This is a genomic window from Nonomuraea sp. NPDC050556, assembly GCF_044457355.1.
In the GTDB taxonomy this organism is placed as follows: domain Bacteria; phylum Actinomycetota; class Actinomycetes; order Streptosporangiales; family Streptosporangiaceae; genus Nonomuraea.
Window position 1 is genome coordinate 709,570 of sequence record NZ_JBITGU010000004.1, and the last position, 24,418, is coordinate 733,987.

At 69.2% G+C, this 24,418-nt stretch carries 19 protein-coding genes; 5 read left to right on the forward strand and 14 right to left on the reverse strand.

The window, feature by feature from the left end:
* Positions 1–13: 13 nt before the first annotated feature.
* From ACIBG8_RS40345 to ACIBG8_RS40370, 6 genes are all read right to left on the reverse strand, one after another.
* Entirely contained in the window at positions 14–2,419 is a 2,406-nt protein-coding gene (locus ACIBG8_RS40345; RefSeq protein WP_397348494.1) for an ATP-binding protein, read from the reverse strand.
* A 20-nt stretch (positions 2,420–2,439) separates the two neighbouring features.
* Positions 2,440–2,805 carry an AMP-binding protein gene (locus ACIBG8_RS40350; protein WP_397348495.1) on the reverse strand — a complete coding sequence of 122 codons (366 nt, stop codon included), beginning with the start codon at positions 2,803–2,805 and terminating at the stop codon, positions 2,440–2,442.
* A 55-nt stretch (positions 2,806–2,860) separates the two neighbouring features.
* Complete coding sequence (locus tag ACIBG8_RS40355; RefSeq protein ID WP_397348496.1) at positions 2,861–5,248, reverse strand: ATP-binding protein; 2,388 nt, start codon at positions 5,246–5,248, stop codon at positions 2,861–2,863.
* 51 nt (positions 5,249–5,299) lie between these two features.
* Positions 5,300–6,100, reverse strand: a complete 801-nt coding sequence (locus tag ACIBG8_RS40360) for an AMP-binding protein (protein WP_397348497.1) — start codon at positions 6,098–6,100, stop codon at positions 5,300–5,302.
* Positions 6,101–6,155: 55 nt separating this feature from the next.
* Positions 6,156–8,585: a tetratricopeptide repeat protein gene (locus tag ACIBG8_RS40365; protein WP_397348498.1), complete on the reverse strand. Its 2,430-nt coding sequence runs from the start codon at positions 8,583–8,585 to the stop codon at positions 6,156–6,158.
* A gap of 188 nt (positions 8,586–8,773) precedes the next feature.
* Positions 8,774–9,139, reverse strand: coding sequence for a hypothetical protein (locus ACIBG8_RS40370; protein ID WP_397348499.1), 366 nt, complete (start codon positions 9,137–9,139; stop codon positions 8,774–8,776).
* A 112-nt stretch (positions 9,140–9,251) separates the two neighbouring features.
* Between ACIBG8_RS40370 and typA the strand changes: the two genes are divergently transcribed.
* Entirely contained in the window at positions 9,252–11,105 is a 1,854-nt protein-coding gene (typA, locus tag ACIBG8_RS40375) for a translational GTPase TypA (RefSeq protein WP_397348500.1), read from the forward strand.
* Between the two features lie 172 nt (positions 11,106–11,277).
* Positions 11,278–13,818, forward strand: a complete 2,541-nt coding sequence (locus ACIBG8_RS40380; RefSeq protein ID WP_397348501.1) for a hypothetical protein — start codon at positions 11,278–11,280, stop codon at positions 13,816–13,818.
* Here ACIBG8_RS40380 and ACIBG8_RS40385 read toward each other — a convergent pair.
* The 6 genes from ACIBG8_RS40385 to ACIBG8_RS40410 all read right to left on the reverse strand — a co-directional run bounded on the left by ACIBG8_RS40385 (position 13,802) and on the right by ACIBG8_RS40410 (position 19,673).
* Positions 13,802–15,202 carry a DUF2079 domain-containing protein gene (locus ACIBG8_RS40385; protein WP_397348502.1) on the reverse strand — a complete coding sequence of 467 codons (1,401 nt, stop codon included), beginning with the start codon at positions 15,200–15,202 and terminating at the stop codon, positions 13,802–13,804. The genes ACIBG8_RS40380 and ACIBG8_RS40385 overlap by 17 nt on opposite strands.
* A 176-nt stretch (positions 15,203–15,378) precedes the next feature.
* Complete coding sequence (locus tag ACIBG8_RS40390; protein WP_397348503.1) at positions 15,379–16,032, reverse strand: DUF2461 domain-containing protein; 654 nt, start codon at positions 16,030–16,032, stop codon at positions 15,379–15,381.
* A 30-nt stretch (positions 16,033–16,062) separates the two neighbouring features.
* On the reverse strand, positions 16,063–17,583 hold the full coding sequence (locus ACIBG8_RS40395) for a helicase HerA-like domain-containing protein (RefSeq protein WP_397348504.1): 1,521 nt from the start codon (positions 17,581–17,583) through the stop codon (positions 16,063–16,065).
* A complete protein-coding gene (locus ACIBG8_RS40400; protein WP_397348505.1) occupies positions 17,580–18,356 on the reverse strand; it encodes a polysaccharide deacetylase family protein in 777 nt (258 codons plus the stop codon). The genes ACIBG8_RS40395 and ACIBG8_RS40400 overlap by 4 nt, the downstream gene beginning before the upstream one ends.
* Positions 18,357–18,384: 28 nt before the next feature.
* Complete coding sequence (locus tag ACIBG8_RS40405; protein WP_397348506.1) at positions 18,385–18,690, reverse strand: hypothetical protein; 306 nt, start codon at positions 18,688–18,690, stop codon at positions 18,385–18,387.
* Between the two features lie 398 nt (positions 18,691–19,088).
* Positions 19,089–19,673 (reverse strand): helix-turn-helix domain-containing protein, encoded by a 585-nt coding sequence (locus ACIBG8_RS40410; protein WP_397348507.1) that lies wholly within the window; start codon positions 19,671–19,673, stop codon positions 19,089–19,091.
* Between the two features lie 52 nt (positions 19,674–19,725).
* Here ACIBG8_RS40410 and ACIBG8_RS40415 point away from each other — a divergent pair, with 52 nt between their 5' ends.
* Together ACIBG8_RS40415 and ACIBG8_RS40420 are read left to right on the forward strand one after the other, a co-directional pair.
* On the forward strand, positions 19,726–20,562 hold the full coding sequence (locus tag ACIBG8_RS40415) for an EamA family transporter (protein WP_397348508.1): 837 nt from the start codon (positions 19,726–19,728) through the stop codon (positions 20,560–20,562).
* A 29-nt stretch (positions 20,563–20,591) separates the two neighbouring features.
* Positions 20,592–21,521, forward strand: coding sequence for an anti-sigma factor RsbA family regulatory protein (locus tag ACIBG8_RS40420; protein ID WP_397348509.1), 930 nt, complete (start codon positions 20,592–20,594; stop codon positions 21,519–21,521).
* Here the strand turns inward: ACIBG8_RS40420 and ACIBG8_RS40425 are convergent.
* Positions 21,518–22,105 carry a sigma-70 family RNA polymerase sigma factor gene (locus ACIBG8_RS40425; RefSeq protein ID WP_397348510.1) on the reverse strand — a complete coding sequence of 196 codons (588 nt, stop codon included), beginning with the start codon at positions 22,103–22,105 and terminating at the stop codon, positions 21,518–21,520. The genes ACIBG8_RS40420 and ACIBG8_RS40425 overlap by 4 nt on opposite strands.
* A 253-nt stretch (positions 22,106–22,358) precedes the next feature.
* On the opposite strand from ACIBG8_RS40425, the gene ACIBG8_RS40430 reads away from it, so the two are divergent.
* A complete protein-coding gene (locus ACIBG8_RS40430) occupies positions 22,359–23,432 on the forward strand; it encodes a PLP-dependent cysteine synthase family protein (RefSeq protein ID WP_397348511.1) in 1,074 nt (357 codons plus the stop codon).
* Between the two features lie 13 nt (positions 23,433–23,445).
* On the opposite strand, the gene ACIBG8_RS40435 is transcribed toward ACIBG8_RS40430, so the two are convergent.
* Positions 23,446–24,411, reverse strand: a complete 966-nt coding sequence (locus ACIBG8_RS40435; RefSeq protein ID WP_397348512.1) for an ABC transporter substrate-binding protein — start codon at positions 24,409–24,411, stop codon at positions 23,446–23,448.
* Between the last annotated feature and the right edge of the window lie 7 nt (positions 24,412–24,418).

The following is a 24,418-nucleotide window of genomic DNA, read 5'->3' on the forward strand; positions in this document are numbered from 1 at the left end:
AATATGCAACCGGCTATGTATGTCGAGCCATCACCCAGGCGGCCACCTGCGTACGTGAGGTGAAGCCGAGCTTGGTCAGGATGTTGGCCACGTGCCTGGCCGCGGTCGCCGGACTGATCACCAGTTCCTCGGCGATCCCCCTGTTGGACAGCCCCCTGGCGATCAGCTGGACGATCTCCCGCTCCCTGGCCGTCAGCACCGAGGCGTCCTCGGGCTCCTTGTACGGCACGGCCGACCGCTTCGGCGCCGGCGCCCCCTCGGTCAGCGCGATCGCCCCGGCCGTGCTGAGCGTCCGCCCCCGCATCCACAACCCCGCCACGGCCGTCTTGCCCAGACTCTCCTGCGCGGCCCCCAGGAGCCTCTCCACGCGGGCGCGCGGCAGGGGCCGCCCGATGGACTCGCGCAGCGCCGTCGACGCCCCGGTGAGCAGCACCGCCCGCTCCAGGTCCCCCTCAGCCTGCGCCAGCCCCGCCCAGGCGGCCAGCCCTCTGGCCACGGCCAGTTGCTGCCCGGTCTCCTTGCTGAGCCGCAGGCTCTCGGCCAGGCTCGACCTGGCCGTCTCGAAGTCGTGCTGCCTGGCCGCTATCGCGCCGAGCCCGGCCAGCCCGCGCGCGAGAGTCGGCTTGGCCTCGATCTCGCGCAGCCTGACCAGCGAGGCCCGGTAGTGGTCGGCCGCCGCGTCCAGGTCGCCGCGCGCCTCGGCCAGCCTGGCCAGGTTGCTCGCCGCCCCCGCGATGCCCCACGCGTGGTCGTGCTCGCCGAAGGCGGCCAGTGCCTCCTCGGCGCAACGCTGCGCCTCCTTGAGCTGCCCGCGCAGCGCGGCGGCCGTGGACAGCGCGGTCATGGCCATGCCGACGTTCCACGGGTCGCCGACCCGCCTGCCGACCGCCAGGGCCTCCTCCGCGTACGGCAGGGCCCGCTCGTGCTCGCCGAGCAGCAGGCACGGGATCGCCACCTGGTTGTAGGCCATGCCCACGTGCCAGTCCTGCGGCTCCTCCCGCTGCAGCTCCAGCCCGCGCAGCGCCGAGGCGAGCATCTCCCCCGGCAGGTCCTGGCCGTAGCAGACGCAGGCGTGCGAGGTCCAGGTGCGGCCCACCACGCCGGACGGCACGCCGGTGAGGTCGAGCGCCAGGACCCTGTCGTACCAGCCCCTGCCCTCCTGCCACATGCCCTTGGCCACCCAGTAGGGCATCAGCGCGGTGGCGACGCGCATGCCCTGCTCGGTGGCGCCGCACTCGACCGCCCAGCTCAGGGCGTCGCGCAGGGAGTCGTAGTGGTGCTCGGCCTCCAGGATCACCTCGCGCCTGCGCTGCCAGGGCACGCGCGGCGCGCCCATGGCCTCCCAGTGCCAGGCGGTGGCGATCTCGGTCATCACGTCGAGGTGGCGGTGCCTGACCTGCGCGCGCTCGCCCGCGTCGGCCAGCCGGTCGTCGGCGTACGACCTGATCGTCTCCAGCAGCCGGTATCTGGCCTCGCCCGCGCGCACGACCAGCGACTTGTCGATGAGGCTCGTCATCAGGTCGAGGATCTCGCCCTTGCGCAGCCGCGCGTCGGGGCAGATCGCCTCGACCTGGTCGAGGTCGAAGGAGCCCGAGAAGACCGACAACCGGCGCAGCAGCACCCGCTCGCGCTCCTCCAGCAGGTCGTGGCTCCACTGGACGGTGGCCAGCAGCGTGCGGTGCCTGGCGGGAGCCGTACGGTCATTGCTGGTGAGCAGGACGAACCGGTCACTGATCCGTGCCGCGATCTGGCCGGGCGACAACACGCTCGTGCGCGCTGCCGCCAGCTCCAGCGCCAGCGGGATGCCGTCGAGCGCGCGGCACAGCTCGGCCACCGTGGCCGCGTTCTCCGCGGTCAGCCACAGCCGGGACCCGGCCGCCTGCGCGCGCTCCATGAACAGCCGCACGGACTCGCTGGCCGCCACGTCGCGGCTGCCCCGCGGCGGGAGCTGCAGCGCGGGCACCCGCCAGACCAGCTCGCCGGGGATCTTCAGCGGCTCCCTGCTCGTGGCCAGGATGCGCAGGTCGGGACAGGTCGACAGGAGCTGGTCGACGAGCGTGGCGACGGTGTCGACGAGGTGCTCGCAGTTGTCGAGCACCACCAGCATGCGGCTGTCGCGCAGCATGTCGCGGATCATGTCGGTCAGCGGCCGTCCCTCGTCCTGCAGGCCGAGGGCGGCGGCGAACTCGTGGACGACCAGCTCGGGGCGGCTGATCTTGGCGAGGGCGACCATTCTGACGCCGTCGGGATATCGGGGGACCAGTCTGGTGGCCACCCGCAGGGCGAAGCGCGACTTGCCGATGCCACCCGAGCCGCACATGGTCAGCAGGCGCGTCTCGGCGAACAGCCCGCAGACCTCGTCCAGGTCCCGCTCGCGGCCGACGAACGTGTTGGTCTCCGCAGGAAGGTTGTGCACCATCACGTTGAGTTTCGCTTCGGTTACTCCACAGCGCAACCGGTACGGCGGAGTTCGGCCGGATGCAGGACCTGCCGGATATGGGAGCGCTCCGCCACCTCGACCGCCTCGGGCACGTCGGTGATCATCATCCTGGCCGTGCTGTCACAGACGTGTACGGCCAGCTTCTCGCCAGGAGGGAGCAGCACGACGACGCCGCCCGCCGCGATGACGCCCTCGGCCACGACGACGAGTTCGAGATGCGACTCCAGGCACACCACGACCTCGTCGAGCGGGCGCAGTCCGCGCCTGCGCAGCCGGATGGCTGTCTCGGCGATCCTGGCGTCCATGCGGTCCACGGTCAGCGTGTCGCCGGTGCCCGGATCGATCACCACGATGCGGTCTTCCATACGGCCACCGTAGAGACGTCCCGACCGGCGGACATGGGGCGGAATATGCAGAAGATTATGCAGATCCCAAACCGTGGTCGGAGGCCCACACCGCGATCTGCGCCCGCGAGGTGTGGCCGAGCTTGTCCATGATGTTGGCGATGTGCCGCGCGACCGTCGCCGGGCTGATCACCAGCTCGTCGGCGATGGCCCGGTTGGACAGGCCCTTGGTGAGCAGACCGGCGATCTCCTGCTCCCGCGCGGTCAGCAGCGACCCCGACGTGCCCTGGACGGCGGGCCCCCGCTCCTCGCGCTCCTCCTGGAGGACGTTCCTGGACACCTCCTCAGGGCTCATCCGCCCGCCGCGCGCCCAGAGCGACCCCGTGCGCCCCTCGCCGAGCGTGACCCTGGCCCTGGCGAGCAGCTCGTCGATCTTGACAGCGGTGAAGTGCTGCCCGATCGACTCGCGGATCGCGGTCGCCGCAGCCGCGGCCAGCACCGCGCCCTCAAGGTTGCCCTCGGCCTCGGCCAGCACCGCCATGCCGCCCAGCGCCCTGGCGATGCCGCTGAGCTGGCCGTTGCGCCTGCTGAGCTCCAGGCTCTCGGCCAGCCTGGTCCTGGCGACGCCGAACTCGCGCTGCGCCGCCGCCGCCTTGCCGATCCTGTCGAGGCACCTGGCCAGGTCCATCCGGTTGTCGATCTCCTGCAGCACCGGGATGGCCGCCTCGTAGTGCTCGCGCGCGGCCGCCAGGTCGCCGCGCTTGGCCGCCACCTCGCCGAGCTGCACCAGCGCCCGCGCCACGCCCCACTGGTGCCCGCTGGCCTCGGTCACCTCCAGCGCCTGCTCGGCGTGGCGCTGCGCCTCGCGCAGCCGTCCGGTCATCATCGCCAGGGCGGACAGGCCGAACAGCGCCAGCGCCTCGTTCAGCGGGTCGTCGTTCTCCTTGGACATCGCGAGCTGCTGGGTGAGATGCGGGCTCACCTCGTCGAACCGGCCCGTCCTGAACAGCGCGAGCACCAGCGCCGAGTGCGCGATGCCGCCCGCGAAGTTGTACGGCATGGCGCCCAGCCCCTCGACCACGCCGGGAAGGATCTCCAGCGCGTCGTTCACCTGGTCGCCCTCGGCCAGCACCTGGCCGTAGTAACCCCGCGCCAGCAGCAGGTCGAGCGGGTCGATGCCGGTGGGGTCGAGCGCGAGCAGGCTCTCCATCGGCCTCTTGGCCTCGCCCACCGTGCCGTTCACCACCCAGAACGCCCCCGCGTGGCAGCACAGCCGCATGCCTGACTCCGCCTGGCCGGACTCGATCGCCCAGTCGAGCGCCGCGCGGTGGTCGTCGAGCAGCCCGAGCGAGCGGTGCAGAGCCGCGCGGCGCTGCTGCCACGTCGCCTTGGGCGCGGCCATGCCCGCCTCGAAGTCGCTCACCGCGCGCTCCGTCAGCACCAGCAGGTGGCGGTCGCGCAGCCGCCTGTCCTCCGCCTCCGAGCGGAGGCGCTCCGCCGCGTACTCCTTGATGGTCTCCAGCAGCCGGTAGCGCGACGGGTTGCCCTCCGACAGCACCAGAGACTTGTCGACCAGGCCGCCGAGCAGGTCGAGGACCTCGTACTCGGGCAGGAACCTGTCCGCGCACACCTCCTCCGCCAGCGCCAGGTCGAACGGCCCGGCGAACACCGACAGCCGCCGCAGCAGCACCCGCTCGCGCTCGGAGAGCATCGAGTGGCTCCACTCCACGGTCGCCAGCAGCGTGCGCTGGCGGTCGGGGGCGTCCCTGTCGCCGGTGGTGAGCAGCCTGAACCGGTCGCCGAGGCGGTCGATGATCTGGCGCGGGCTCAGCACGGTGGTGCGCGCGGCGGCCAGCTCGATGGCGAGCGGCAGGCCGTCGAGCGCCCGGCACAGCTCGGCCACGTCGGCCATCGTCTCACCCACCGGGTCGAGCCTGGAACCGGCCGCCTGCGCCCGGTCCACGAACAGCTGCACCGCCTCCGTCGCCGCGCCCAGCGGCGGGACCCGCCACAGCAGCTCGCCCCTGATGTGCAGGGGCTCCCTGCTGGTGACCAGGAACCTGAGCTCGGGGCACGAGGCGGCGAGGCTGCCCACGACGTCGGCGCACGCCTCGATCAGGTGCTCGCAGTTGTCGATGACGAGGAGCGTCCTGGCGCCGCGCAGCCGTACGACCACGCTGTCCATGAGCGGGCGGCCGCCGTCCTCGCGCACGCCCAGCGTGGCGGCGATCTCCTGCGCGATCAGGTCGGGGCGGTTGATCCTGGCCAGCTCGACCAGCCAGACGCCGCCGGCGAAGTCGGGCACGGACTCGGCGGCCACCCGCGTGGCCAGGCGGGTCTTGCCTATGCCGCCGACGCCGGCCAGGGTGACGATCCTGTCCTCGTCGAACAGGCCGCGCAGCTCGTCGATGTCGCGGGCGCGGCCGATGAAGCGATTGGGTTCTGCGGGAAGGTTGTGCGGCATCCGTTCACCCTGAGTCGCGAGAGGACTACTCTTTGGCTTCTTTTTACATATTCATATACCTGTTCGGAGGACGAGATCCAGGGTCCTGCCATACATGGTCGGTCTGACGTGCTCGCCGCCCAGGACCGGCGCCAGGCGCGTCGGCGCGGCCACGATGGTGACGCGATGCTCGCGGATGAGCTCGCGGCACTCGCCCAGAGTCGCCCCCGGGGCTGCGATCACATGAGCTCCCGCCATCAGCGCCAGGTCGAACATCCCCGCCTGCTCGCGCGCCTCCGTCGCCGCCACGAGCACGATGTCCCGCTCTCTCACTCTGATCTCCGCCGCCATCCTGCGCAACTCCCGCACGACCTCGTCATGATCGAGCACGTTGAACCCGTCGAAGGTCACCGCGGGCCCGCCGGGGGTCTCGCGCGGCGGCCCGTCCAGGTCGGCGAACGGCGTGGCGCCCGGCACCTCGCCGAACGTGAAGATCTGCCTGATCCTGGAGTCACCCACGGCCGAGGTCGACCAGCGGGCGAGGTCGTCGTTGGTGATCAGCATGCGCGCCCTGCTGTGCGACAGCCGCTCGTAGAACAACTCGAGGTCCATGTCGGCCTCGATCGGCACCACCAGCCCACCGGCGGCCGCTGCCGCGTGCACGGCCAGCGGGTAGTGCTGGCCGGGCGGAAGGTGGACAAGGACGGGATCGCCTGGGGTGAGCCCCCGATCCCGCAGCCCGGCAGCGGCACGGCCGAGCTTCTTCATCAACATGTCATAGGCGAGGACCTCGCCTGTCCTTACGTCGGTCACAGCTGGACGGCCGCCGCGGCGCCCGGCGTCCCCCAGCACCACATCGGTCCAGGTAGCCATGGTTCCAACCTAGGAACAGGGCCACATACACACATGCACACGAATGTGCAGGCGCCTAGCCATTCACGATGCGGTGCTCCAAAGCCCAGGCAGCGACCTGCGTGCGGGAGGAGAAACCGAGTTTCAGCAGGATGTTGGCGACGTGCCTGGCGACCGTCGCCGGGCTGATCACCAGCTCGTCCGCGATGCGCCTGTTGGACATCCCCTTCACCAGCAGCCCGACCACCTCGCGCTCCCGGTCGGTGAGCACGGAGGCGGCCTGGATGGCCACCGGGTCGGTCGGCGAGCTCACCGGCGACTCGATCGCCGCGCCCGTCTTGGCCAGGTCGAGCGCCTGGTCGGCGGACATCGCGCGGCCGTGCGCGTAGAGCAGGCCGGTCCTGGCGTCGCCGAGCGCGGCGCGCGCCTTGCTGAGGATCTCCTCCGCCTTGGCCACCGACGACTTCTGCCCGATCGCCTCGCGCAGCGCGGCCACCGCCCCGCACAGCAGGACAGCCCCGTCCAGGTCGCCGCGCGCCTCGGCCAGCGAGGCCAGGGCGGCGAGGCCGCGGGTCATGCCGCGGCGCTGGCCGATCTTCCTGCTCAGCTCGGCGCTCTGCACCAGGCGTTCCCTGGCTCGTTCCAGGTCACCCTGCTGGGTGGCGACCCGGCCGAGCTCGGACAGGGCGCGGGCGATCTCGGGCTTGGCGTCCAGGGACTCGAGGTACGGCAGGCTGGCCTCCAGGTGCGTCCTGGCGGTGTCGAGGTCGCCGCGGATCCTGCACAGCACGCCCAGGCTGGTCAGCGCCCTGCCGATGCCCCAGGTCTGGTCGGCCTCGCGGAACGCGGTCAGCGCCTCCTCCGCGTGCCGCTGCGCCTCGCGCAACCTGCCCATCAGGCCGGTGATGAGGGTCAGGCCGTTGTGCGCCATGCCGATGTTCCACAGGTCGCCCGCCTTGGTGGCGCCGTCGAGCGCCTCCTGCGCGTGGAGCTGTGCGGGTTCCGGGCGGCCGGTGCGCAGATAGATCATGGCGACGTTGTTGAGCGTCAGGCCCAGCGAGAAGCGGTAGCCGGGCTTGGTGCGCATCATCTCCAGGCCGCGCAACGCGGACTCCTCGGCGATGGCCAGGTCGTCCTGGCCGAAGGCCATGTCGGCCTGGCGCGACCACGCCTCGCCGACCAGCTCCTGTGGCACGCCGGTCAGGTCGAGGGCGAGCATGCGCTCGTACCAGCTCCTGTTCTCCAGCCACGTGCCGCGCACCGCCCAGATGGGGTACAGGAAGCAGGCCGTCTCCAGGCCCAGCTCCGCCTGGCCCGTCTCGACCGCCCAGGACAGCGCGGCGCGGTGGTCGGCGTTGCGGTCGGCCACCTTCCTGAACGCGGTCAGCCTGGCCGCTTCCGGGAGGGCCTTCAGCATGTCGACCCAGAAGTCGTCGCGCGCCCTGTCGCGGGTCACCCGCAGGTGGCGGTCGCGGAACTCGCGCTCCTCGCCCGCGTGGCGCAGCCGTTCGAGCGCGAAGTGACCGATGGTCTCCAGCAGCCGGTAGCGGGCCTCGCCGTGCTGGTCGCACTGCACCAGCGACTTGTCGACCAGCCCGGCCAGCAGGTCGAGGGTCTCGTACGCCGGGAGCGCGGCGTCGGCGCAGACGCGCTCGACGTACTCCAGGTCGAACTCGCCGGCGAACACGGCCAGGCGGCGCAGCAGTACCCGTTCCTTCTCCAGGAGCAGCGAGTGGCTCCACTCGACCGTGGCCAGCAGCGTGCGGTGCCTGGCGGGAGCCGTACGCTCGCCGCCGGTCAGGAGCTTGAACCGGTCGCTGATGCGTTCGGCGATCTGCTCGGGCGACAGCACGCTCGTGCGGGCGGCGGCGAGCTCCAGGGCCAGGGGCATGCCGTCGAGGGCGCGGCACAGGTCGCCGATGGCGCGGGTGTTGTCGTCGGTGAGCTCGAAGCGGGAGCCGACGGCGTAGGCGCGGTCGAGGAAGAGCTGGACGGCCTCGCTGCTGCGTTCCGTTGAGCCCGGCTCAGGCAGGTCGAGCGGCGGGACCCGCCAGACCAGCTCGCCCGCGATGCGCAGCGGTTCGCGGCTGGTGGCCAGGACCCGCAGCTGGGGGCAGCCGGCGACGAGGGCGTCGATGAGCTCGGCGCAGGCCTCGATGACGTGCTCGCAGTTGTCGAGCAGGAGCAGGATGCGCTGGGAGCCGATGCGGCCGATGATCGTGTCGAGGACGGGCCTGTTGCCCTCCTCCAGCGCCTGGATCACGCCGGCGACCTCGTGGACGACGAGATCGCCCCTGGTGATGCGGGCCAGCTCGACCACCCAGACGCCGTCGGGGAAGTTCTCGATCACGTGGCCGGCGACGCGGAGGCCGAACCGCGTCTTGCCGATGCCGCCCACCCCGCAGAGGCTCACGACGCGGTGGCGCGCGAGCAGACCGCTGATCTCGGCCAGGTCCCGTTCCCTGCCGATGAAGCGGTTGGGCTCAATAGGGAGGTTGTGGGCCATCCTCTTCCCGAGGCTCGAAGCTCGATCACCCGGAGTCTCGTCCCCCACGAAGATCCCCGCAAGGCCCTTTGAAGTCTTGCTAAAACCCAACAACCTTTGGCCGTACGGCTACCGCCAGCGGACAGCCACCAGCCGCCGTGCGTGACCGTCCTTCTCCCATTGGAACGCGGCCGTCCCACGTCCCGCCGTTACATCGTCTGCGAGCGCCGTCTCTTCCTGATCAGGGACCAGAGGAGGCAGACCGCCGCGAGCGCACCGACGCCGACTTGGACCGAGGGGAAAGAGGGCCTGCCGAACAGCGCCCAGTCCGCCAGGCGTACTGTTGCCAGGGCTATCAGCGCGACACCGACGTTCGTCAGGGCGCCGAACGGCCACGATCGCGAACGCGGAGCTCGGGTGCCCTGCTCGGCCTGGGCTGCCTGGATCTCCGCCTTGAGTGCGGCGGGCTCCGGGTCGTCCGGCCGGTCGGCGATCAGGCGGTCGACGTAGGAATGGGCCCAGGAAAAATGGCCCTTCTCGCATAAATCATGAACGTATTCGGCGTGCTGGGTCACTCCAGAGAGTCTTCCATGGAGGACCCCGTCGGAGCGATTGGCGTTATCAACTAAAATGGAGGTGCCGCAGGTTCCGCGGTCCGCCCCCACGATCACAGAGCGAGACTCCATCATGCCTTTGAACAGCCGCGACGACCTGCGGAACATCGCGATCATCGCGCACGTCGACCACGGCAAGACCACGCTGGTTGACGCCATGCTCTGGCAGTCCGGGGCGTTCCGCGCCAACCAGGACGTCGACGATCGCGTCATGGACTCCAACGACCTCGAGCGCGAGAAGGGCATCACCATTCTCGCCAAGAACACCGCGGTCAAACACGGGGACATGACCCTGAACATCATTGACACGCCCGGCCACGCCGACTTCGGCGGCGAGGTGGAGCGCGGTCTGTCGATGGTCGACGGCGTTGTGCTGCTGGTCGACGCGTCGGAGGGCCCGCTGCCGCAGACCCGGTTCGTGCTGCGCAAGGCGTTCGCCGCCAAGATGCCGGTCATCCTGTGCATCAACAAGGTCGACCGCCCCGACGCGCGCATCAAGGAGGTCGTGGACGAAGTTTACGAACTGTTCATGGACCTCGACGCGACCGAGGAGCAGATCGACTTCCCGATCGTCTACGCCAGCGCCAAGGCCGGCCGGGCGTCGCTGAACCGTCCCGAGGACGGCGGCATGCCCGACTCCGAGGACCTCGAGCCGCTGTTCGACATCATCAAGTCGACCATCCCTGCCCCGACCTACGACCCGTCGGCCCCGTTCCAGGCGCACGTCACCAACCTGGACGCGTCGAGCTACCTGGGCAGGATCGCGCTTTGCCGCATCCACCAGGGCACGATCAAGAAGGGCCAGCAGGTCGCCTGGTGCCGCACCGACGGCACGATCCAGCGCGTCAAGATCACCGAGCTGCTCATGACGGACGCCCTCGAGCGCAAGCCCGCCGAGGAGGCCGGTCCCGGCGACATCATCGCGATCGCGGGCATCCCCGAGATCATGATCGGCGAGACGCTGGCCGACCCCGAGGACCCGCGCCCGCTGCCGCTGATCACGGTCGACGAGCCCGCGATCTCCATGACGATCGGCACCAACACCTCGCCGCTCGTGGGCAAGGTCAAGGGTTCCAAGGTCACCGCCCGCATGGTCAAGGACCGCCTGGAGAAGGAGCTGGTCGGCAACGTCTCGCTCCGCATCCTGCCGACCGAGCGTCCCGACGCGTGGGAGGTGCAGGGCCGTGGCGAGCTGGCGCTGGCCATCCTGGTCGAGCAGATGCGCCGCGAGGGCTACGAGCTGACCGTCGGCAAGCCGCAGGTCGTCACCAAGGAGATCGACGGCAAGCTGCACGAGCCGGTCGAGCGCCTGACGGTCGACTGCCCCGAGGAATACCTCGGCGCGGTCACGCAGCTGCTGGCCGTACGCAAGGGGCGTATGGAGCACATGACCAACCACGGCACCGGCTGGATCCGCATGGAGTTCGTGGTCCCGGCCCGTGGCCTGATCGGTTTCCGTACGGAGTTCCTGACCGAGACGCGCGGCACCGGCCTGGTGCACCACGTGTTCGAGGCGTACGAGCCGTGGTTCGGCGAGCTGCGCACCCGCAACAACGGCTCGCTGGTCGCCGACCGCTCGGGCCCCGTCACCGCGTTCGCGATGACGAACCTGCAGGAGCGCGGCACGCTGTTCGTCTCGCCGACCACCGAGGTCTACGAGGGCATGATCGTCGGTGAGAACTCCAGGTCGGACGACATGGACGTCAACATCACCAAGGAGAAGAAGCTCACCAACATGCGCTCCTCCACGGCCGATGTGACCGAGACGCTGATCCCGCCGCGCCAGCTCTCGCTGGAGCAGGCGCTGGAGTTCATCCGCGAGGACGAGTGCGTGGAGATCACGCCGGAGACGGTGCGCATCCGCAAGGTCGTGCTCGACGGCGCCACCCGCGCCCGCACCACAGCGCGGGCCAAGCGCACCAACTAGCGAACCGATCGAAGGCCTGTCCACGACGCTCTCCCGTCGCGGGCAGGCCTTCGTGCTTCATGGACGCCCTGCGTAATCCGGGAATCGGCGCGCCGATTTCCTTGATGTAACCACACCGTTACCGCATGCGGTGGAACGTTTCTCCCGCTGAGCGGATCATGCACGTGTGGGGATGTTCCGGTTGGTCATCGCGTATCTGCTGGCCGCCGTCTCGGCAGGGTCGATCGTCTGGTGCACCCTGTCGACCCGCCCGGTGAGCTCGGCCCCCGCCGTCTCCCCTGCCGTCGAGATGGACATCTCCGACCTCCTCAAGGCGCTACAGGCGGGCTCGGAGGTTCCCGAGCAGCGTACGGTGACCACCAGCATCACGTTCGACCAGGCCTCGGCGGCCGAGCTGCGCAGGATCCCCCAGGGCAGGATCGACGAACGGCAGAAGCAGCCGAAGATCACCGTCACGCACAAGGTGAGGATGTCGTCCGACGACCCCATCGCACAGCTGATCCGCAACGGCTTCGCCCCACGCAAGTACAGCGACGGCCTGCGGGCGTTCATCGACTCCGAGTTCGGCGCGATCAAGATCAACGGCGTCGTGCTCGCGCCCACCACCCGCTTCACGCCGCAGCTCATCACGACGGGTGACTGGACGACGGCCACGTTCACCGTCGTGTTGCTGCGCCAGTTCCCCGTCGAGGCGCAGCCAGAGATCATCTTCGAGGCGCCGACCGGCGAGATCCTGGCCGACCAGCGCACGATCACCCTGACGCCGGGCGAGTGGCGGATCACCGCGACGGAGAGCCTTCAGGCGGACGTGGAAAATGCCAAGGAACTGACCTTCGACGTGGGCACCTACCGTGTGAAGGCCACGCTCGCGTACGGCGCCTACGGCATCCCCGACCGGGAGGAAACGGTCCGCTTTCTCTGGGAGCCCGCGCTCGGCCTGCTCACCGGTGTCGTCCTGGTGATCTACCTGGCCCGTGCGCTCGGCGCAGCGTGGTGGCGTCGCCAGCCCAACCGCGACCTCGCCCTCGGCGTGGCCCTCTCCCTGGCGGCCGTGCTCGTGGCCCGGTTCACCGGGAGCTGGGAGCACGTCGGCTTCGTGATCATCTTCGGCGCGTTGCCCGCGCTGGCCGTACGGCATGCGGGAAAGGTCGTGTCCGCGCGCCCGCCCTGGACCACCAACGACGCGCTCGTCGTCATCGGGCTCGGCGCGCTCATCGCCTCAGGCATGCTGCTCTGGTCGCTGCGGCACGGTCAGGTCGAGCAGAACACCCTGCTCGCGTCTAGCGCGCTGGCCGCCGTCTCCGCCGCGGGCTCCGCCGTGGCGTTCAGCGCCGACCTGGGCGTCAGGATCGTGGTCGTACGGCTGGCCGCCCTGTCGGCCGGCGCGGCGATCGGCTGCCTGGCGATCGCGCTGTGGACCAGGGCGCTGATGGCCGGCGTCTACCCGCCGGACAGCGTGACGCTGGTCATGGCGCTGATCTGGGCGCTGATCCCGATCGCCGGCATCGCGGTGACGACCAGGGCGTGGTCGCGCGTCGCGATCGTCGCCGCCGTGGCGCTCGCCCTGGTGGTGCAGGGGTGGCCCACCGACTGGCTGGACGCGGGGTCGTGGAGCCTGCAGAGCGACATCGTCCCCTCCGTGCCGCTGACGATCGGCGACGTCGCGCTCGATCCGGTGGTGCGCGGCGCGCTCGGCCTGCTGCTGGTGGCCTTCATCCTGCTCGTCCTGCGGCTCAGGCGGCTCGGCTCCTCGATCACCGCGCTGACCAGCCCGGAGGTGCAGTTCACCGCGATCGCGCTGCTCATGGTCTTCTACCTCACCTCGGGCCACGAGGAGCCGCTGTTCGGGCTGCAGGTGCCGCTGCCGTCGCTGGCGGTGACCTCGGTCGTGGCGTGGGCGACGGCGCTGTGGTTACTGGCGGGACAGCATGCGGCGCACGTCGAGCCTGCCACGCCCGAGGAGCACCGCGACCTGGTCAGGAGCGCGCTGCACCGCAGGCTGCTGCGCAGCTCGGAGCAGGAGCTCTACCGCGTCAGCAGGACCAGGCTGGCCACCGGGGAGCTGAGCCTGGAGGACTTCGACCGGCAGCGTTCCGCGATCGCGCAGGACCTGGAGGCCGACGGCGCCCACCACCCGGAGACGGCGTTCGCGACGGCCGGGGCGTGTTCGCCCTGGCACAACGGCTTCCACGCGTTCGTGATCAGCCTGCTGCTGAGCCTGCCGTTCGCCTTCGTGTACGGCCTGCCCGAGGGCAAGGACCTGTTCACGGTCGTGTACAACTCCCGCTACCTGTTCACGCTGGCCGCCTACGGGTTCCTGTTCGGCTTCTACTACCCGCGCATCCGCGGCACGCAGCCGATGACCAAGGCGCTGTACCTGATGGCCGCTGTGCTGGTCACCGAGCTGTCGGCGTACGTCGCCGCGCTGGTGGACCCGGACCTCAGCGGGCTGGACAAGATGGTGGTGGTGGCGATCGTCACCGGGCAGGTGGCGCTGGTCTGCGTGGGGCTCGGCCTCTACTGGGAGTGGCGGCTCATGCACCTGGCCGGCGAGCCGTGGGGCCGGGTGCGCAACGTCCGCAGCGTGCGCAGCCTCGCCACCCCGCTGCTGGCCGTCGTCATCGCCGCGGGCACCACGGCCGCGACGTCGGCCGCCGGCAAGACCGTCGACCGGGTGCTCAAGGGCGACACCTCGGTCAGCGCGAACCGCTAGCTTTCAGGACCACGTATCCCTCGCTGGAGAACACCGTCGTGTAACCGTGGTCGAGCAGGTAGGCCACCCGTTCGCGCTGCTCGGCCAGCCCGGTGAACGGGAACGTCTCGTGCCCGACGTCGGCCACCACCCACGGCGCCCACCGCGGCGTGCGATCCCACAGCAGCACGGTGTCGCGCGAGGTCAGCGCGGGCGCCAGGTTGTTGACCGCCTCGACGGTCACCCCGTCGGGCACCAGCTCGACCGCCTCGGAGGCCGCCACCTCCCGCGCGTCCAGGTGGTACGACGTGGTGTTGTACAGCCGGGCCATGAAGAAGAACGGCACGCAACCGACCGCGACCACCAACACCCCGACCGCCCACTTACGCGCGGGAAACTTCCTCCGCCGCACCCCGTCCACCCCGGCGGCGAACAGCACGACGACGATGAAGGCGTTGTAGTGGAAGTCAGGCACCCACCAGTTGGCGAACGCACTGGCCAGCATCCGCTCCGCCAGCAACGGCACCGCCATGAGCATGAGCGGCGAGAACAACGCCGCCCCCAACGTCAACGCAAGCAGTAGCCCCAAGGTCAGCAACTTGACCGGCGGCGTGCCCAGCTGCGCGACAACCGCCAGCGGATCGGTGAGCGCCGTGTGCACAACCCCGGAAGGATTGGCCCCCAGTGCCCCGTAGGCCCAGTAGTAGTCAGCCCGCCCACCGAAGTGCGGAATGAGCACCTGCGAAGCGAACCATGTAAAGCCCAGCCCGAGGGCAACGAACCCCCCGCCCATCCACCGCCAGGACCGCTGGGTCAGCAGGAACACCCCGAACCCAGCCAGCAGCAGCCCCATGTCCTCCTTGACACACAGCAGCCCCAGGGCGGCAAGCACAACGCCCAGCCTCTTACCAGCCTGCCAACGCTCGAGCATGACGGCAGTGAGCAGAGGCACAAAGGCAGCCTCATGAAAATCAAACGCCACAGCCTCAACAACCGGCCAGGAGATCACATAGGAAAGCGCGACGAGATGCGCGACCCCAACCCCGAGCGCCCGCTTGGTGAACACCCAGAGCGGAATGGCAGCAGAGGCAAACAGCACAGCCTGAGCGAGCAGCAGCGTCTGCGGCCCGTCATAGATCCAGTACAGCGGCGCAAGGGTCGCAAGGATAGGCGACCAGTGATCCCCAAGAACGGAAAAGCCAGGCCCGAACCCGTTGTGCACCCCTTTGACGATCGCGATGGGCAGCTTGAACTCGGAGTAGGACCGCACAGCCTGATCAAAAATCACCAGATCATAAGCACTGGCCATGTAGTTGGTAAGCCGAATAAACGACAACCACGAATAGACAACCACCCCGAGCGCGACAATCCCCGCCAGCACCCGCCGTTCCCGCCGCAAACCCATCCCTTCTTTAGGCCCACGGCAGCGGCAACCACCGCCCAAGCAGCCACCCCACAACCCCAGACCCACGCCCCCTGGAGACGCCCCCGGGACCCCAAGCCCGCAAGGCAAACCATCACTCCGCCCCGAAGGGGCGACCAGTGATCGCCCCGTAGGGGCCCTGAACCGCAAGGTTCAGATTACCTGCGGTTCGGGAGTTCGCTCGCCCGCACATGGGTGCAGATCCACTCGATCAGCGGCCCGAAGTCGCGCCAGCAGTCACGCACCCTGACCAGCGCCTCAGGCGTGTGCACCCACGGCTCGGGCTCGAAGCGCCGCCCCGCGTACAGCGACTTGTGCCGCAGCAGCTCGATACGCGGATGATCCTCCTGGAACCCGCGCGGCTTCGTCTTGAGCTTCTCCCCCTGGACCGCATAGCCGGCGGCGGCGAGCCCGTCCACCAGCTTCTCCAGCGGCTTGCCCGACAGGTCCTCGTCCACCGCAGCGCGGTAACGCGCCACCTGGTCGGTCGCCTGCGTGTAGAAGCCGCCCGCCGCGTAGAGCCCCTCGGCGCTGAGCTCCACATACAGCCCGATGCCCGGCATCAGGTCGACGAAGGCGCCCTGGTGGTTCTTGTACGGCGACTTGTCCTTGGCGAAGCGCACGTCCCGGTAGGGACGGAAGAGCTGGGCGGCCCCGAACTCCCCCGCGAGCTCCTCGGTCAGCGCCTGCATGGGCGCTTTGACCGCGTCGTCGTAGAGGTGCTTGTGGCGCGTCCAGTAAGTCTTCGAGTTGTCAGCCTCGAGACCCTCGTAGAAGACGAAGGCCTCGTCGGGGAAGCCGGTGAATCCCATGGCAGCTAGGGTGCCACGGCGCACCGACACTTAGCGACGCCGCTTGGCCGTACCGAAGATCGACCTGCTGATCTCGCGTCCGAGCGAGCTGGCCGCCGACCGGGCGAAAGACTCGAAAACCGACGAACCGAGCACCGACTCCAGCACGGAGGGGGCAGCGGGCGCGGGTGCAGGTGCAGGTGCCGGGGTGGGCGCGGGGGCCGAGGGCGCCTCGGGAGGGGGTGGGGCCAGGCGGGCGGTGAGCATCTCGTAGGCGGACTGCCTGTCTATGGCCTGGCCGTACTTCGGAGCCAGGGGGGAGGCGGCGATGATGCCGTCCACCACGGCCTGCGGGGACGGACCCATGTTCGACTGCGGGGCGCGCATGCGGGTCCACGCCACCGGGGTCGGCACGCCCTTGTCGGACAGGACGGTCACCATCGCCTCGCCGATGCCGAGCTGGGTCAGGGCCTCCTCCAGGTCGTAGGAGGAGTTCGGGAACGTCGAGACGGTCGCCTTCAGGGCCTTGGCGTCCTGCGGGGTGAAGGCGCGCAACGCGTGCTGCACCCGCGCCCCGAGCTGTGCCAGCACGTCGGCCGGCACGTCCTTGGGGGTCTGGGTGACGAAGAAGACGCCGATCCCCTTCGACCTGATGAGCCGCACCGTCTGCGTGATCGACCGCAGGAACGCCTTGGACGCGTCGGTGAACAGCAGGTGCGCCTCGTCGAAGAAGAAGACGAGCTTGGGCTTGTCCGGATCGCCCACCTCGGGCATGTCGCTGAACAGGTCGGCCAGCAACCACATGAGGAACGTCGAGAACATCGCAGGACGATCCTGTACGGCGGGCAGTTCGAGGATCGACACCACCCCGCGCCCGTCAGGCGCGACGCGCATCAGGTCGCCGCTCTCGAACGACGGCTCGCCGAAGAACAGGTCGCCGCCGTCGGCCGACAGGTTCGTCAGCGCGCGCAGGATCACCCCGGCCGTCTGCTTCGACAGCCCGCCCACGCCCTTGAGCGCCGCCGGGTTGTCGATGAGGTACTGGATGACCGCGCGCAGGTCCTTCATGTCCAGCAGCGGCAGCCCCTGCTGGTCGGCGAAGTGGAAGATCAGCCCGAGCGACGACTCCTGCGTGTCGTTGAGGTCGAGCACCTTGGACAGCAGCGTCGGCCCGAAGTCGGTCATCGTGGCGCGGATCGGCACCCCGGAGCCGACCCCGCCGAGGGAGTAGAACTCCACCGGGCAGGAGGCGGGCACCCAGTTCTGGCCGATGCCGGCCGTACGGGCCAGGAGCTTGTCGTTGCCCGCGCCCGGCGAGGCCATCCCCGACAGGTCGCCCTTGATGTCGGCCAGGAACACCGGCACCCCGGCAGCGGACAGCTGCTCGGCCATGACCTGCAGCGTCACGGTCTTGCCCGTGCCGGTCGCGCCGGCGACCAGGCCGTGCCTGTTGAGCATCCGCAGCGGCAGCCGCACCTGGGCCTCGGGCCGTCCCTGACCGTCGACGACGAGCGCGCCCAGGTCGATGGTCGGGTCGGCGAACGTGTAGCCCTTGATCACATCGTCGATCATCGTTCCGAATACTTCCTGCCGGGTGCCGGCGGCTTGCCGTACAGCTCGGAGACGGTCACGAAGGTGTAGCCCTTGCCCGCGAGGCTCTTGAGCAGGCTGGGCACCGCGTCGACCGTCGTCTTGTGGATGTCGTGCATGAGCACGATGGAGCCGGGTTTGGCGTGGGAGGCGCGTTTGGAGATGATCGAGGCGACTCTGTCGCGCCAGTCGAGCGTGTCCACGTTCCAGAGGATCTGCGCGAGTCCCTCATGCTTGGTCTCGGTGGCGACCCTTCCGTCCGTCGATCCGTACGGCGGGCGCATCACCCGCATCCGGACGCCGGTGAGGTGTTCGACCAGGTCCTGCGTGTGCTCCAGCTCGTAGTGGATCCCGCCGGACGACAGCCCGGTCAGCTGCGCGTGGCTCCACGAGTGGTTGCCCAGCTCGTGGCCCTCGTCCAGGATGCGGCGCACGTTGACGCCCCTGTCGGCGGCGACCATCTGGCCGACGACGAAGAACGTCGCCTTCACCTGGTGCGCGGCCAGGATGTCGAGCAGGCGGGCGGTGTAGTCGCCCGGCCCGTCATCGAACGTCAGCGCGACGCACTTGGTGCGCTTGCAGTTGGTGTGCGGCACGCGGCGCGGCCAGTCGGGCTGGGCCGCCATGAGCCGCCTGGCCATCGCCTTCGGTGGCAGCTCGGGGGGCGTTCTGGCCACGTCGGCGTACATCGTCGGCTGGGCGTGACACCCGGCCGCCACTGACGCCAACGCCAGCAGGCACCCCCACAACCGCATGCTTCCCCCCGAAAGCGCACAGGGGGGATCACGGATATTCCTGGACCGAGCCCCCCCGAAGCTCCCTGGCCAGGTCTTCCCACCAGAGTGGGATATCCGCCTGCAGTTCCGTGTAGCGACGCGCCACTCTTATGGCACATCCAACCGGATCCGTACCCAGATGCCGACGTTTCACCGATCCTTCTTGCCATCGGTAGAAACCATCGCGGAAGCGCACGACCAAGCCGATCCAGACCGAGAGGGTGGCGTCGTCGCCCACCTCATAGGCGCTGGTGACGCCGAGGCCAAGCAGCTCCGCGCGGAGCTTCTCCGTCGCAGCACCGGCCTCACTCACCCGCCACCCCCTGTGAACGATTCGCCGCACACAGACAGGGATGTACCCACCATCGAGGGCCCCGGAGCGCGACACACCCACAAGACATGGAGTAATCATGGAACTCCATGGGGTGATCGCGCCGGAGATCGCTGTTATTGGTCTGGACTTACCAACCCGTCCCTCGAACCACCACCAACCCCACCCAAATCCTGCAGGGATGAGCAACCCACAAACGAACAAACACCCCGAATCCCCGCGACCACCCTGAGGCCTCCCAAGGAGACGGTGACGCTCCCGAAGAGCGCGAGGCCCCAAGATCCGGAAGACCTCGAAAGGAGGCCCACCCCGGGGGCGGCGTGCGCGGAAGGCTCGATGGGCCGCGCTCCCCAGCGCCCACCCCGGCGCGGAGGAGTGGGTTAGTGGTCTTGGGTGGCCAGGGGTTCTGCCACTACGAGGATGAATCGAACCTCGTCCTCCCCGTCGTTCGCATACCTGTGCACACGGTCCGCGGAAAACAGCACCGCGTCCCCCCGGCGCACAACATGGCTGCGACCGTCCACCACCAACGTGACCGTCCCCTCCAACACGGTCAGCATCTCCCGGGTCCCCGCCGTATGCGCGTCCCCATCGTGATGAGTCCCCGGCGCCAACCGCCAGTCCCACAGTTCGTGGATCATCGGCGCATCAGTCCCCACCAGGAGCGTCGCCGCACTCCCTCCCTGAGTGAACGTCACCATCTCCACCCCCTCCACCACCCGCACCACCGGCGCCTGCGACACCTCCACGATCCGCGCCACCGTCACCCCCAGCGCCGAAGAGATCCGGGTCAGCGTAGTGACGCTGGGGTTCGTCCGCCCCTGCTCCACCTGCACCAACATCCCCTTACTCACCCCCGACCGAGCAGCCAGCACATCAAGGGTCAGCCCACGCTGTGTACGCAACGCCCGCACGTTGTTCGCGATAGCCGCGGTGATCGTCTCTGGATCCTGCACGTAGTACATCGTAGTAGACCTATGGTTCAATGCATTGCACCAAACCAGAAATGGGGCAAAAGTGACTCTCGCAGTGATCCTGGCGACAGCCTGCGCGGTCGTGTACGGCACGGCCGACTTCTTCGGCGGCCTGGCCACCCGACGCTCGAAGGTGCTGTCCGTCGTGGCATTGTCGCAGGTCGCCGGCCTCGTCCTGGTCCTCGGCCTCATCCCCATCCTCCCCGGCTCCTTCGACGAGCGAGCCCTGCTGTGGGGAATGGCAGCGGGCGTCGCGGGCGCCGCCGGCCTGGTGCTCTTCTACCGAGCCCTCGCCACCGGCACCATGTCCGTCGTCGCCCCCACCACCGCCGTCACCTCGGCCGCCCTCCCCGTCCTGTTCGGCCTCCTGTCCGGCGAGCGCCCCAAGGCTCAGGCCCTCGTGGGCGTGGTGCTCGCGCTCGCCTCCGTCCTCCTGGTGAGCCGAGGCGGCCCGGCGGAGAAGAGCGGCTCGCTCGGCTCGATACTGGCCGCGCTCGCCGCAGGCGCCGGTTTCGGCGGCTTCTTCATCCTGCTCTCCCAGGCCCCCGACGGCACCGGCATGTGGCCGCTGTTCGGCGCCAGGCTCGCCTCAGTGAGCATCGTGGTCGTCCTCGCCCTGGTCACCAGGCGCACGCTGCGTCCCGGCGGCGGCGCGCTGCACATCATCGTCGCGGCCGGCGTGCTCGACATGGCGGCCAACGTGCTCTACCTGCTCGCCGTACAGGAAGGCCTGCTCAGCCTGGTCGCGGTGCTCGTCTCGCTCTACCCGGCGAGCACGCTGCTGCTGGCCAGATACGTGCTCGGGGAGCGGCTGCACGCCATCCAGGTGGCCGGGGTCGCGTGCGCGCTCGGAGCGGTGGCGCTCATAGCCGTTGCGTAGCCAGTCAAGCGCTTGTTACGTTTCGGTCCGTGCACCCGTCGCGGGCACTTTCCGAGAGCGAGCCGTTCAGGCACATGGCCGTGCCGTACGACTCCGATGAGGGCTTTCTCGGGTTGGTTCTCCCCTACCTCCACCGCGGCATCGCGGAGGGCCGCAGGGTGCTCGTGGTCTCCACCGCGCGCAACCTCGGCCTGCTGGGGCCGGACGTCGGCAGGATCGACACCAAGGTCGCGACCGAGTGGTATCTGCACCCCCACCGCACGCTGGCCGCCTACCTGGAGTACGTCCGCGGCAGGCGCACGCTGATCGTCGGCGAGCCGGTGTGGACGGGCAGGGACGAGCGCGAGATCCGCGAGTGGATCAGGTTCGAGTCGGTGGCCAACGCCGCCTTCAGCGACGACGACTGCGTCGCCCTGTGCCTCTACGACCTGCGCCACCTGCCGCCCGCCGTACTCGACCACCTGGGCATGATCCATCCCGTACGGCTGACGCCGGACGGCGAGCGGCTGAACGCCGACTACGTCGAGCCGCACGACCTGGTCCTCGCGGGCGACCTGGAGCCCCTGCCGGAGCCCGAGGGCGTGGCGGTGACCGCCGAGTTCACGGCCGCCGAACTCAGCCGGCTGCGCCGGACGGTGGCCGAGTACGCCAGGGCGGCGGGCATGGAGCGCTCGCTCATCGCCTCGCTGGTGCTGAGCATGTCGGAGATCGCCGCCAACACCGTCGAGCACGGCGCGGGGCGCGGCACGCTGACGATGTGGAGCACGGCCGGGGAGGTGATCTGCGAGGTGTGCGACCCGGGCGGCGGCGGGTGGGATGACCCGCTTCCCGGCCATATACCACCAGAGCCCGAATCCCCTCGGGGATACGGGCTCTGGATCAGTCGTCAGCTGTGTGACCTGGTGGAGATGCGCACCACGCGCGGAACGCTGCGCGTGCGCCTCCACATGCGTATTTAGGCGGCTGCCCGCTGGTCGGGGACGCGCAGCGCGCCCTCTTCCCTGGCGTACTCCTCGAGCATGCCGCGCAACTGCTTGCGTCCGCGGTGCAGCCTGGACATCACCGTGCCGATGGGCGTGCCCATGCGGTCGGCGATCTCCTTGTAGGCGAAGCCCTCGACGTCGGCGAGGTAGACCGCGAGGCGGAAGTCCTCGGGCAGGGCGCGCAGCGCGTTGATCACGTCGCTGTCCGGCAGCCGCTCGAGCGCCTCCATCTCGGCCGACTTCAACCCGGTGGAGCTGTGCGACTCTGCCGCGTGCAGCTGCCAGTCCTCGATCTCCTCGGCGGCGGAGAGCTTCGGCGAGCGCTGCTTCTTGCGGTAGTCGTTGATGAAGTTGTTGGTCAGGATGCGGTGCAGCCACGCCTTGAGGTTGGTGCCCTCGCGGAACTGGTGGTACGAGGTGTAGGCCTTGGCGACCGTCTCCTGGACGAGGTCCTCGGCGTCCGCGGTATTACGGGTGAGGCGCATCGCGGAGGCGAACAGCTGCGAGGTCACGGGCACGACGTCCCGCTCGAACCAGTCCTGACGCTGCTCTTCTGTCATAGTGATCAAAATCTTCCCCCTTGCGCTATCCCCCGTTACCCGGCCGGCGCACGAGCCAGCTGACGGCATCTCCATCTTCGCAAACCCGGTGTAAGGGGCGCGTTAGTGGTACTGCCTGGTCAGGGAGTGAACCGTCCATTTGCTCGCGGCGTGCCTGAGTACGTCCACGGCCGGACAAGTAACATCATCATAACACTCTCCCTTCTATTTGCCACCAAAAGTGGTCAGAGTCACATGGGATAGCGTAGGGATCGTGGAATACGTGGACCGGTACGACGACGGGGCCCGGCGCTGGGTGGCGGACGCCATCCGCAAGGTCGAGGCGGACACCAACCGGAGCTCTGACACTCATCTTCACGTCTTCCCGCTGCCCACACATTGGGGAGTGAACCTTTATCTGAAAGACGAGTCCGTCCACCCCACCGGTTCACTCAAACACCGGCTCGCCCGATCTCTTTTCCTGTACGGCCTGGCCAACGGCTGGATCGGCCCCACCACCACGATCGTCGAGGCGTCCAGCGGCTCGACAGCGGTGAGCGAGGCGTACTTCGCCAGGCTGGTCGGCCTGCCGTTCATCGCGGTGATGCCGGCCACCACCTCGCCGGAGAAGTGCCACCTCATCGAGTTCCACGGCGGCAAGTGCCACCTCGTCCAGGACCCGGGAACGATCTACGACGAGTCGCGCAGGCTGGCCGCCGAGACCGGCGGGCACTTCATGGACCAGTTCACCTACGCCGAGCGGGCCACGGACTGGCGCGGCAACAACAACATCGCCGAGTCGATCTACGCGCAGATGGCGCTGGAACCGTACCCCTGCCCCACCTGGATCGTGGTGGGGGCGGGCACGGGCGGCACGTCGTCCACGATCGGGCGCTACATCCGCTACCGGCGCCACGACACCCGCCTGGCCGTCGTCGACCCCGAGGGCTCGGCCTTCTACCCGTCGTGGGTGTCGGGGAACGCCGCGCAGACCGCGCACGGGTCGCGCATCGAGGGCATCGGACGGCCGCGCGTCGAGCCGTCGTTCCAGCCGGGGGTGATCGACCGCATGATCGCGGTGCCGGACGCCCGGTCGATCGCCGCGATGCGCTGGACCCGCGAGGTCACCGGGCGCGACGTGGGCGGGTCCACGGGCACGAACATCGCGGCCGCCGTCGCCCTGATCCAGGAGATGCGCTCGGCCGGGAAGCAGGGCAGCGTCGTCACGCTGATCTGCGACGGCGGCGACCGCTACCGCCACACCTACGACAACGACGAGTGGCTTGCCGCCCAGGGGCTCGACATCGGGCCACACCTGGACGACCTGCGCGCTTTCATGACCGGTTAAGAACAAGACCCTTTCAGGTGGTCTTCGCCGGGTCCACCGCGAAGAACTTCGCGAGGTCGTCCAGGATCGCGTGCGCGCCCTGGATGCCGACCGCGCTCATCCACGTGAGGTCGCTGACCTCGTGCTGCTCACCCTTGAGCTTGGCCCACAGCGGGTTGGTGACGAACTTCTGCTTCGGCGCCTCGGACGACGGGTCGGCGTAGGTCGACACGAAGATGTGGTCCGCGTCCAGGTCGGCGATCTTCTCGGCGCTGATCGGCACCATGATCGCGTCGGTCACCTTGGGCTGCGTCGCCGGGCGCGGGAAGCCGACGTCCTTGAGCACCACGCCCGAGTAGGAGGTCTCCACGTAGAGCCGCGTCGTCGGCTCCCCGGCGAAGCGCACCACGGACACGGTCGGCAGCTTGCCGTCCTTCGCCTTGATCGCCTCACCGATCTTGGCGGCCCTGCCCTCGAACTCCTTGAGCCTGGTCTCGGCGAGTTCCTCCTTGCCGAGCGCCTGGCCCATCAGCTTGAGGTTCTCCTTCCAGATCGCCCCGGTCGTCTCGCTGAACACCGTCGGCGCGATCTGCGACAACTTTTCGTACAACGCCTCGTGACGCACCTTGGCCGACACGATGAGGTCGGGCTTCAGCGCCATGATCTTCTCCAGGCTCGGCTGCTCCAGCGTGCCGACCGGGGTGGCGTCCTTGCCGTAGGTCGTGGCGACCGCGCCCAGGTAGTCGGGCAGCTTGTCGTCGATGGACCGGTAGTTCGTGTAGCCGACCACCGGCGTCTCCAGCGTGAGCACCGCGTCGACGAAGCTCTGGTCGAGGGCGACGACCCGCTTGGGCTGGGTCGGGATCTTCGTCTCGCCCATCGCGTGCTTGATCGTGCGGAACGGCTGCGCCGGGGCGGCGGCCTGCGGCTCCGCCGTACCGCACGCGGCCAGCCCCACGGCTAGGACAGCACCGACAAATACGGCACGAAACGCTCTCATCAACGAC